Source organism: Nostoc sp. UIC 10630, assembly GCF_010747425.1.
GTDB lineage: Bacteria > Cyanobacteriota > Cyanobacteriia > Cyanobacteriales > Nostocaceae > Nostoc.
The window spans coordinates 35,219-47,058 of the sequence record NZ_JAAGOG010000041.1; the positions used below are offsets into that span (position 1 = coordinate 35,219).

The window sequence follows — 11,840 nt, forward strand, 5'->3', positions numbered from 1 at the left end:
ATTCCCTCTGTTCTCCTAAAAAGGCAGGAGACTGGAATCAAAGTTTCCCAATTTATCGAGTGATTTAGAGGGAACTAAAACTTTTGATATTGCTAAGGCAACTTTTAAAACATCCTCTCAGATTTAGCTTGTTAAAATACTACACAACTCATCGATTTGTTGACTTCTTTCTTGAATTAGTATGCTACCTAAAGTTTGTAACTGTCGGACATTTTCTAGTTTGGCATTATCTATTGCTTCAAGTTCGCTTTTTAGGAATGTTTGGAATCGATAATAAGAAGCTTTACTCCCTTTATTAGTAGCCTCAAATAACCGTTCTAATTCTCCGGCTACTACTTCGCTCCCACCGTCCAGTACAATATTTAACAGTGGTTTTGCCCATTGTAATAGTCCCCATTGTTTGACTTCATCATAAGCGTAGACACTGGTCAAGGAACCAGTACCCAAGGATACTAATAAGATATCCTCTATATTCAGGGCTTGTTTGGTTTCTTGTCTACTGATTTGTGCTTCTAAAATAGCCAAATTAGCTGGATTATTAGCAACTACTCCACCATCGACTAAAGTATAAAATCCGTTGGTATTATGGGAGCTAGAAACGCGATAGGGAGCGAAATAAGTTGGAGTTGCACTAGTTGCTAATGCCGCATCTGCGAGGGTAAAACCTGCACATAACTTACGAAACTTTTTCGATTCTGTCTGTTGTTTTTCCAGTTTGTTAGTAAAGAATATTGGAATTCGCTGCTCGATATCGTAGCTAGTTACAAAAACTTCTTTGAGATTATTTTCTAGAGGAGTATCACCAAAATATTGCCTAATAATTTCTTCTCTTCCTTCGGAAGAATATTTTGGTTGAACGAATATATCCTCTATTTGACCGAGTACTTTTTCCCAGAATGGCTCGTAAAATATCTCAGCCCCATACTCAATATATATTTGCAGGAGATCCTCAGCACTATATTGGGCGGTGGGTGAGGTATCAGTGGCCTCTAAATCTAATCGGGGTTTAGTTAATCCGAGTGCCAGAATTCCGCCGCTAGAAGTGCCAGAAATTAAATCGAACAAACTAAAAATCGGCTTTTGTGTCCGCTTTTCAATTTCTGCCAGGATCATGGTGGGGATAATGCCCCGAATACCGCCTCCGTCAATGGCAAGGATTTTATATTTGGAATTGGCTTTAGTATTCATAGTTTTTGGCGATCGCTCCTGAGTTAATGTTTGTGGTTGTTCCTGTTGTTGGATATTGACTGCAACTGTTTGGGCTGTTTCTAATTTCTGTCCCTTTGGCTGATTAGTTTGAATATTTGCAGATTTTTCGGTCTGTCTTTTTGTCCCTTTTTTTCCCTTTGTTATTGTCTCTGTGGGGATGTCAGTTTCTACAACCGGAGGAACCTCAACGGATAGTTGCCGCAAATCACCTTCAGCGATCGCAGTTACTTGAATGGGGATAACTTCTGCAATCAACTGCTTTTCTTCGTCGAGTACCACAGTTTCTGATGGTTTTTCCTCATCGGGATTAGTCAACGTCTGGTCTTGTTTCTCAGTCTCGTTGGATGATTGTGTAATTCCAAAGGGAAGTTGTGCAACATCCCAACTGGGATTGCCACGCAATTTTCCATCATGGCCATTTCCAGTTTGGTCTTTTACACTTGTCCCTTGTCCTTCGTTTAATGCCCAGTAAGCGATTAATCCTTGTTCATTGCCAACTAAAGGTTGATAGCGATGCCTCTGGATTTCCACTGGGGGACAAGGGTAATTCCAGAGGCTAATGTTAGCTAATTGACCGGTGAAATATATGTTGTTGTGTAAAGTCGCGCCCAGAGTCACAGAACTGGTTGCTTTGTTTAAAGAGTCACCGGTGAAGTAGCCAAAGTACGCATGTTCGTCAAGGTATATACTTACTTGACCCTTATTAAAAACAATAGCAAAAAAGTGCCATTGTCCGACAGTTAACTCTCCATTACCAAAGGGTTTGATAAACTTTTCAACATTCTCATCAATGTATACATCTAGGTTTCCTGATTCACTGATGCCAAACTCAAAATTATCACTATATCGATCTGAAGAACGAGCGAAAAAAACGTTGCGCGTTCCATAAGTGGTGGCTTTATCTGTTAGTTGATGAGGATTCACCCATCCTGAAATTGTAAAGGCTGAACTTCCTTGAGCAAAAACACCATCAAAATCGTTTTTGCCAAAATCTATGTAATCATCTTGACCATCAAATGTTAGTACTGATTGGCTATATATCTGGTTTATCACAATATTTTAATCTCCACAAAAAAATAAATTTGTAATTTTGCTTTCATACTTTACGGTAGAACTAGTTAGAAATAGTATTGGCATTACCCAGTAATATATCAATCTGTTTAATGATTGCTTTAAACTCACCTGCATTAAAGCGCTGGCTAAGTTGCGATCGCTGAATTTTGCCAATTGCAGTTTTAGGAATAATTTCTTTATCTACTGGAATCAAATAATCGGGATTTACTCTCAGACTGTTCACAATTCGAGGGTGAATTTCTTTTATGAGACTCACTAAACTCTCATCATTAAAAAGTTTTGGACTAAAAAAGATGTCTAATTGATCGGTATTACTTCTAGTGGCTCGGATGGCATAAGCTGCTGCATAATAAACTTCTACGCCTGCAATTTCTTCAATAGGGGCTTCAATTTCATGATAATATTTAAAACTTAAATTACTTGAATTTTCTAAAAGCTGATTATAATTATGTAATTGCATTAGCTTTTATATCCTTATTAAAGTCCCCTTTTGATAAAAATAGTATTATTTTGCTGTACATGGTCAACCTAAATGTTGACAATTTTACAGTTTATATAAAAACTATTCCTCAATAATTTCAATTTTTTTTAGATATCGAACTTCTTTAGTATCAGTAATCATTGCTACGCTAAGTTGATTTTTTAGTTTTATTTTTAGCTCCTCTGTAATCGGTAAACCTTGAATTTCTTTGAGGAGAAATATCACAGATTCGGTTTTGCTACGTTCTGTATAGATGCCTTTAAGAATGGCTTCAATTCCATATCCCGTTACAGTATCTCCTACCAAAGTTACTAGACCTAGCAGGGCTATACCTCCGACGATGCCAAACGGCCCTCCCAAGGCTGTCAGAATAGCTGCAACCGCAGCAGAACTCCCCCCTGTTGTTACCGTTAGAATCACGAGTATTACACCAGGAAGACCCAGACCAGCAAGTTTTTTAACTATGTCATCCATTATAATAATTACCTAAAATCCTTACACTTGGATGCTGATGAAAACACTACTTAAGTATCTAATTCAGAGAAATATTTTCATGGGGATAATATATTCTCTATTGAAGCAACTATATGTTTAAATAATAGCTCGTAAAATATCTCATTCCTGTACTGATATTTTTAATGAGATTTTCAATACTATATTCAGGGCTCGGAAATGTATGAGATTTGTTTAAGTTTAATAAAATTCTGTTAGTCTGATTGTAAGAATACCTCCGGTTTAAATATCAGCAATTAAATCTAACAAACTAAAAATAATCTTTAGTATTCGCTTTTGTATTTATGCTAGTACAATTGCCCCGATACCGCCTCCATTAATGACAAGCATTTTATATTTTTATGGGTGTGACCTCTATAGTTTTTTGGAGTGGATTAGGGATTTCTTATGAGATAATATTTATGGTTATTCCTGCTATTTAATATCGGACAAAACTTTCATTACAATAGATTTATTAAAATAGACTAATTTTTAATTTAATAACTGCATTTTAAAGAACAGACTCAACTTCAACCTACAAATCATCTCAGCTTTATCTACAAAATGCAATAGCAGTTAAGACAGTTAAGCGGACAGTTAAGCGGATGGTTAAGATAGCTAAACAGACATTTAAGACATTTAAGACAGTTAAGCGGACAGTTAAGACAGTTAAGACAGTTAAGACAGTTAAGGAGATAGTTAAAATTTTTAAAATTACTAATTACACAGAAGTTACAGTTAGTAACTTCTGTGTAATTAGGTAAAGAATTATGCAGATTCCCAGAGGTACTTGCTTTTTTTCGTCCCTAGGAGCTACCGCCTCATACATACACTTATTCAAAAAACCCTGCTGATGTTGGATCGTTGAATGGAGCAGAGGTGGCTGTTTTGTGTTTAGAAGATGGTTCACCTATTATTTAACCTCTTGAACAGCGCTTGCAAGTGATTCATGTCATTGGTTACTAGTCCGCTCCAATTCCTGATCTTCCCAGGATACAGGGTCTTCTAATGGTTCGAGATGAGTTGTGATGCTGCTTTTTGGCAATGCTTGAATGATGCTCAACTCAATTGCTTCGCATAAATCATGTCCTTGCTGCACTGTCCATACTCCAGGTACTAAAACATGAAAGGAAATAAACCGACGTGTTCCAGCAATCCGAGAACGCACTGCATGAAACTGGATACCTTGGCGTTCATATTTACTGAGAATAACCCGGATTGTCTCCATTTCTTCAATAGGCAAGGCAGTATCCAGTAATCCAAAAAAGCTTTCTCGTAGCAAACTAAATCCTGTCCAGACAATATTGACTGCTACCAACAAAGCAATGATTGGGTCAAGTACTAGCCAACCTGTTACCTGAACCAAAAAGATTCCCACTATCACACCACCCGAAGTCCAGACATCAGTAAACAGGTGGTGAGCATCAGCTCGCAGTGTAATCGAACGCAAACGTCGTCCTGCTTTTAGCAAGACAAAAGCAACTACACCATTGACTGCTGTTGCCAACACTGATAGAGTCAACCCCAATCCCACTTGAGCGATCGCTTCTGGATGCAGTAATCTTCCCCAGGCTTCAACTCCAATACTGATTGCTGCAACTATAATCAATGCACCTTCGGCTCCACTGGAAAAATATTCCGCTTTAGAATGCCCAAAGGTGTGTTCTGCATCAGCTGGTTTGGCAGCATAAGTTACTGCCCACAGTGCTATCAATGCTGCCGCCAGATTCACACACGATTCAATTGCATCCGAAAGCAACCCTATCGATCCGGTTAGCAGATAAGCTGCAAACTTTAAGGCAATAGTAACAATTGCTGCCCCAATTGATAAGAAGGCGTAGGAGCGCACTGTTCGACCACTCATCAAATTTACTCAACTGTAATTTTTAGCCAACAGTAACAAATTTAGCTCATGGCTTCATCCGCCTTGAGACTTTGATTAGAATTTTGTATTCACATAGAAACGGGTAATCTCGCTCTTGGAGGGAATGAGGAACACCATTGTTTCTCTGGGTAACGGTAGTAATGTCTGCGATCGCAGATATTACTACTTTTGGCTCCAAAGAACGGCTTTGATTGCCTAGTAGTCTGCCAACCTAAAAATGCGCTTGTGAGGTCTGGGAAAAGGGGAAAGGGGAAAGGGTAAGGGATTTAAAACCTTTCCCCCTGCCCCTTATCCCCACTTCGTGGGGGCCCCACCTTTCCCCTTTCCCTTTACCCCGCCAAGTTCACTTGGCGAACTACTAGGACAGTGATAAATAAAGTTCAATATACGCTATGCCTAAAGATACACGCTTTTGAGTAGTAGTTTATGTGAATCTCAATTGGGTAAAATAGTTATCTTGAAATCAGAAATTATGCCACAATACTTTGGACAACTGCACACAACTGAAGCGCCTTGGTCAATCCTTGGAGCAGTACAAGCAATACAACAGAATGAGCGCCATATCCTATTGCTGTGCGGCGGCCCCTGTCTAATAGTTAGTGTGCTAGCACCAAACTTAATTCGGGTAAGGATGGCCCCAAGTGGTGAATTTCTCTCTAGGCGATCGTGGGCAGTAGCACTTGCGGATGAAGAATGGCCTAATGTGCCGTTTGAAGTGCGGGAAAAAGCAGAGACTATAGAAATTGAAACTGAGCAATTGTGTATTGTCGTGTCCCGCAATCCGTGTCGTATCCAGTGTTTTGACTCAGCAGGACAGCCTTTTGCACAAGATACAGACTTAGGGATGGGGTGGCGCACAGGGGAGGTTGCTGGGTGGAAACGGATTGAATCTGACGAACATTTCTATGGTTTTGGTGAACCGACTGGTTTACTAGATCAGCGATCAAAAGTGAAAACCAACTGGGCATCAGATGCGATCGATTACGGCATCATGACAGACAGTATGTATCAGGCCATTCCTTTTTTCATCGCCTTGCGTCCTGGATTGGGATACGGACTTTTTTTTAATACTACTTATTGGAGCCGATTTGATCTGGGCGCACAGCAGCCTGGAGTCTGGCAGATGGAAACTCAGGGAAGTGAACTAGATTACTACATTATTTATGGGCCTGAACCTGCGAAAATTATCCAGACTTACACCCAGCTAACTGGACGGATGCCTTTGCCACCTCGATGGTCATTAGGTTATCACCAATGTCGCTGGAGTTATGAGTCACAAGATATAGTAGGAAAACTAGCTGATGAATTTCGTCAGCGTCGCATTCCTTGTGATGTTATTCATTTAGATATTGACTATATGAATAGCTATAGGGTTTTTACCTGGAGTCCCAAGCGATTTGCTGACCCTCAAAAATTAATCCACAATCTCAAACAAGATGGATTTAAAGTAGTGACGATTGTTGATCCGGGAGTCAAATACGAGCCAGAAGCAGATTACAAAGTCTTTGACGAGGGATTAAACAATAACTATTTCATCCGAAAAACTAATGGTCAATTGTTCCACGGCTATGTTTGGCCAGACAAGGCTGTCTTTCCTGATTACCTACGTCCTGAAGTTAGAAATTGGTGGGGAAATTGGCAAAAAAGTTTAACTGATATTGGTGTTGCCGGCATCTGGAACGACATGAATGAACCTGCACTTGATGACCGTCCATTCGGCGACCCTGGTAACAAAATTTCCTTTCCCCTTGATGCACCACAGGGGCCAACTGAGGAAATAACCACCCACAAGGAAGTTCACAATCTTTATGGGCTAATGATGGCACAGGCATCTTATCAAGGAGCGAAAATATCTCGTCCAACTGAACGCTCTTTTATATTGACACGCTCTGGATATGCCGGCATTCAACGCTGGTCAGCTATCTGGACAGGAGACAATCAATCTCTGTGGGAACACTTGGAAATGTCCATACCAATGCTTTGTAATCTGGGCCTATCGGGCATTCCCTTTGTTGGTAGTGATATTGGGGGGTTTGCGGGGAATGCTACGGCTGAACTATATGCGCGTTGGATGCAGCTAGGAATGCTTTACCCCTTGATGCGTGGGCATTCAGCATTAACTACTGCACAGCATGAGCCTTGGGTATTTGGCGATCGCATCGAAAAAATTTGCCGCGAGTATATTGAACTCCGTTATCAACTACTACCTTATATTTACAGTCTTTTTTGGTTAGCTGCAACTACTGGCGCACCAATTCTTCGCCCACTTCTGTATGATTTCCCTAATGACCCAAAAACCTTTTCTCTTGCCGATCAAGTAATGCTTGGCCCGTCGTTACTCGCAGCACCAATTTACCGTCCAGGCGTTGAACATCGTGCTGTGTACTTGCCTGAAGGTTGTTGGTATGATTGGTGGAGCGGGGAGACATTCACAGGGCCAACTCACATTCTTGCTTATGCGCCACTGGAGAAAATGCCGTTATATGTTCGTGCTGGCTCCATTATTGCGATCGCACCAGTAATGCAATATGTAGATGAACATCCCATAAACCAAATGAGACTGCGGATTTGGAAGGGTGTTGGTGAGTTTACTCTTTATGAAGATGATGGTCATACTTTTGAGTACAAAACAGGAGCCTTTTGCACCACAACTTACCGTGTTTATTCCGAGCAGCAAAGAACCATTGTTGAGATTGCAGCCAGAGAAGGTGAATTCTCACCTATAACGCGTGAAACCATTGTGGAATTAGTAGGTGTTGGTGAACAGACTTTTGTGGATAATGGTACTGCACATCGGTTGGAATTTTCTACTTAGGCAGATCCATAAAATTGATTCTGAAGTTTACATTTATAATTCAGCAATATTCGTGAAATGGTATTACTCAAAGAAAGAATAATCCCTAATAAAGTCAATCCCAACAACTTTTGGTCTCATCAACAGTCTTAATTGATTTATCTGTTGCTTCCAAAATAAAGATAGCCACTAAAGTAGCCAGGATAGCCAGCAAAGAAGCACTCACAAGCATAAAAGGAGAAGAAATAGGCTCTTGAGGAACTTGAGCTTCGGATAGGATAATTGCATTACCTAAGTTTTGATTTTCCGCTAAACGGCTTTCTTCTAGCTTTTGTTGCAAAAGTAAATAAGTAGATTGTGCGACTTGTGCTTTACGTTCTAACTGGCGTTGTTGTTGTTCTAATCTCGGAAGATAACTCAAACGTTGTTTGTAGCTAGCTTGTAAGTTAGATAAAGCAGCAGCTTGGCTTTCTAAACCTAGATGGGTTGACTCTAATTCTATAAGCTTCGCTGAGAGTTGCTGTTGTAGCTCTCCTAATTCATAGTTTTGATTTAGTTGTAGTTTATGCGTTCCTGTAACTTTTTTTATGCGTTGTTGCAGTAGCTCTTTTAAAGACTTTAACTTGTCTTCTAAATCTAGAATTTGCGGATGGGTGTCTTTTACAACAGTTCGCCTGAGTGTAAGTTGCGACTCTAATTGTTGAATTTCTTTAAGAATATCTTGTACACCTGAAATTTGGCTAAGGGAAGTCTTAATCATTGCCTGCCGAGAGTTCATACCCAATTGTTCGCGGATTTCTTTAGACTGTGCATCGACATCGGCAATTCTTGATTGAGCTTCACCAAATTTCTTTTGTAAATCTGCAATGTTTTCTACTGCCTTACTTGCTTCTTCTGGCAGGGAAACACTTCTATAGTTTTCTTTAAACTTTGCTATCTCGGCTTCTGCTTTTAGAACAGTTAATTCTGCATTCGGCATCTGTTTTTCTAAAAATTTGCGCGCAGCCGTAGTTTGATTCCTCTGAGCTGATATATTATATTCTAAATAAGCATCCATCAATTTATTAACAACTTCTGTTGCAATTTCCGGATTAGTATCTTGATAAGATACTAATAAAATATCAGTTCCATTAATATTATTCACAGTCAACTTTTTAAGAAAAGCCTGGAGTTTTATAAGCTCTCCTTTGTCGTCCTTCAAGTTAAGTTTTTTTATAGCTTTTTGCGCTATAGGTATAGAGCGTATAACTTCTGCTTCTGTATTTAAAGGATTAGTTTGATCCTGAGATACTGATTCTAGCTTGTTTATTTCTGCTCCTACTCCCGTTAGGGAAGAAGTTATATTTGTTTTGTGAAACAGCAGCTTTCCCTCTGCCATATACTTAGGTTGCCTTAATAGCAAAGGTAGCAATGAAATTAGCAAAGCTGGGAAAAATATTACTATAAAAGACAACCAACGGCGCTTAAAAATTTGCAAATATGTATTAAATGTAATAATGCTTTCTGTTTGAGATTCCATAAATTTCAATTGAATTTTTGATGATTGATGTAATTAAGCTTGAATGACTCAATATTACAAACAAGCAAAACAAATAAGATAGATAATTTGTCAAACCAATCTACTGATTAGATAAAGACATATAAGTATGAGTTTTAGAACTATTATGGCGAACTGCTAGAATTTCACTAATCACTTGCTCCAAATTTTCGTCTGTGAGATTAGATCCCGAAGGTAGGCAAAGACCGTGTGTAAATAAATCTTTAGCTACTGTATCTCCAATATATTCACACTCAGCAAACACAGGCTGAAGATGCAAAGGCTTCCATACAGGACGAGTTTCAATTTGCTGTGCGGCAAGTGCGATGCGGACTTGTTCTCGATCTGCTCCAAAAGTTGCTGGATCGATTGTTAAACAGGTTAACCAGCGAGTAGCACGGCCAAAAATAGCTTCCGGCATAAATTCTATGCCTGGAAGATTTCCTAAAACCTGTTGGTAAATCTTAAAGTTGCGTCTTCTAGCTGCCACTCGCTCACTCAAAAGATGTAATTGACCGCGACCAATACCAGCTAAAACATTGCTAAGGCGGTAGTTGTAACCAATTTCCGAGTGTTGGTAATGGGGAGATGAATCACGTGCTTGGGTTGCTAAGAAACGGGCTTTTGCTACCAATTGTGGATCGTCGGAAACCAACATCCCGCCGCCGGAGGTAGTGATGATTTTATTGCCATTGAAGGAGTAAATGCCAATGCGCCCAAAAGTTCCGGGGGAACGCTCTTTGTAGCTAGCACCTAAAGCTTCAGCTGCGTCTTCAATTAAAGGAACATCATATTGATTGCAAGCTTTCAGGATGGGATCGATATCTGCACTTTGACCATACAGATGCACAAGTACCACTGCTTTAGGCAATCTGCCAAAACGTGCGCGGTTCTCTAGGGCTTCCTGCAATAAGTCAGGATTCATATTCCAAGAAGTGCGATCGCTATCAATAAATACTGGTTTTGCTCCTAAGTAAGCAATTGGATTGGCGGTAGCTATAAATGTCAGGGTAGAGCAAAAAACTTCATCTCCAGACTGGACACCTACTAACCGTAAAGCCAAATGCAGAGCTGCTGTACCAGAACTAACAGCCGCCGCATACCCAGCCCCAGTTTCTTGACAAAATTCTTGCTCAAAAGCATTTACGTGTGGGCCTACTGGTGCAATCCAGTTAGTATCAAAAGCTTCTTTGATGAGTTCTAGCTCGCGATCGCCCATGTGTGGAGTCGAGAGCAAGATTGGTTTAGTCATGATTATTTTCAGTAGTTTGGATTATCTGATAAGTCTGCAACAATTCAGATTTTTTCATGAGAAATTATTCAAAGTATTCCTGATGATCTTAAAAACTTTTACACTTACTTGTTATTTAACATTTTGTAATTTCTGAAATTGCAGATAAAATATACTTTTCACATTTTGAAGTAACTTCTGTTTTATCAGCTTATTACATAAAAAATGGAATATACTACTTGGATCTGATAAAAAATATTTAACGTTTGTATCAGATAAACTATATTCTAAAGAGCCGTTAAAAGCATCTTGAATAAACCTATGGAATTTAGCATAATATTTTTCTTCATAGGAAATTCTCTCAAAACTGATGTTATTTGATAGTAAATATAAAATATACGGAAAGTTTACACCAACTGAGAGAGAACCCATTAGAGATTGCCAAAACCGTGGATTGATTTCAATAACATTAATTTGTCCTGTCTGAGAATTATATCTTAAATCTAAATTAGCAACACCGCTCCATTTAAGTACATTCATAGTTTTTGTGACTATATCAATAACAGCAGAATCATGAACAAATTTCAATTTGTCAATTTTGGGAGTAAATCCTTCTGTTAATCCTAATTGCTGTTGTATTGTGTAAGCAAGAACTTGCCCATCCTGACAAAGAACACTACAACCTATGTCATGACCAGGTACATATTTTTGAACAATATATGCATCGTTGGGATAGTTACAAATAGCCTGAAAATTCTCTTCTTCTAAAGAATCAAATTTTTGTATATTTTTTCCACCACTTCCATCAACTGGTTTGAGTATTACAGGATAATTAAATTGGCTAATATTCTCAATCTCTTTAAGCAAAACTGTTTCAGGTGTTGGGATATTATGCTTTTGTAATAAAAGGTACAACTTCCATTTGTCAAATGCTGCATCTAAATTTTCTTCACTTGGTAATGCCACTATTCTACAAAATTTTGACAATTCATATCTATATTGTGAAACAAACTTAAAGCCTTCTTCGGAAGCAGGAAATATAAGATTTATTCCTTGAGTTTCGATTATCCTAATTACCTCATCTAAATACTCTAGTGAAATCATCCTATTTACCGAAACAACATAATATTCAATTAA

The 11,840-nt window shown here is 38.9% G+C and carries 9 protein-coding genes; 1 reads left to right on the forward strand and 8 read right to left on the reverse strand.

All coding sequences use genetic code 11. The annotated features are described in order from the left end of the window. Nucleotides 1-123 precede the first annotated feature (123 nt). The 5 genes from G1O98_RS12735 to G1O98_RS39445 form a co-directional block, all read right to left on the reverse strand. The gene (locus G1O98_RS12735; protein ID WP_163929155.1) at nt 124-2,262 is read right to left on the reverse strand and encodes a patatin-like phospholipase family protein; all 2,139 of its coding nucleotides are present in this window, start codon (nt 2,260-2,262) and stop codon (nt 124-126) included. 61 nt (nt 2,263-2,323) lie between these two features. Beyond that, on the reverse strand, nt 2,324-2,743 hold the full coding sequence (locus G1O98_RS12740; protein ID WP_163929156.1) for a hypothetical protein: 420 nt from the start codon (nt 2,741-2,743) through the stop codon (nt 2,324-2,326). Between the two features lie 102 nt (nt 2,744-2,845). After that, nucleotides 2,846-3,238 carry a hypothetical protein gene (locus tag G1O98_RS12745; RefSeq protein ID WP_163929157.1) on the reverse strand — a complete coding sequence of 131 codons (393 nt, stop codon included), beginning with the start codon at nt 3,236-3,238 and terminating at the stop codon, nt 2,846-2,848. 970 nt (nt 3,239-4,208) lie between these two features. Next, nucleotides 4,209-5,120 (reverse strand): cation diffusion facilitator family transporter, encoded by a 912-nt coding sequence (locus G1O98_RS12750; protein ID WP_163929158.1) that lies wholly within the window; start codon nt 5,118-5,120, stop codon nt 4,209-4,211. Between the two features lie 46 nt (nt 5,121-5,166). Continuing rightward, nucleotides 5,167-5,319 carry a hypothetical protein gene (locus G1O98_RS39445; RefSeq protein ID WP_207794498.1) on the reverse strand — a complete coding sequence of 51 codons (153 nt, stop codon included), beginning with the start codon at nt 5,317-5,319 and terminating at the stop codon, nt 5,167-5,169. A gap of 294 nt (nt 5,320-5,613) precedes the next feature. Between G1O98_RS39445 and G1O98_RS12755 the strand changes: the two genes are divergently transcribed. Beyond that, nucleotides 5,614-7,956, forward strand: a complete 2,343-nt coding sequence (locus tag G1O98_RS12755; RefSeq protein WP_163929159.1) for a glycoside hydrolase family 31 protein — start codon at nt 5,614-5,616, stop codon at nt 7,954-7,956. 94 nt (nt 7,957-8,050) lie between these two features. Here the strand turns inward: G1O98_RS12755 and G1O98_RS12760 are convergent, their stop codons facing one another. The 3 genes from G1O98_RS12760 to G1O98_RS12770 all read right to left on the reverse strand — a co-directional run. After that, nucleotides 8,051-9,454, reverse strand: a complete 1,404-nt coding sequence (locus G1O98_RS12760; RefSeq protein WP_163929160.1) for a GumC family protein — start codon at nt 9,452-9,454, stop codon at nt 8,051-8,053. A 100-nt stretch (nt 9,455-9,554) separates the two neighbouring features. After that, entirely contained in the window at nt 9,555-10,724 is a 1,170-nt protein-coding gene (locus tag G1O98_RS12765; protein ID WP_163929161.1) for a DegT/DnrJ/EryC1/StrS family aminotransferase, read from the reverse strand. Nucleotides 10,725-10,835: 111 nt separating this feature from the next. Further along, nucleotides 10,836-11,840 (reverse strand): ATP-grasp domain-containing protein (locus tag G1O98_RS12770; protein ID WP_163929162.1); only part of this gene is annotated, 1,005 nt, incomplete at its 5' end.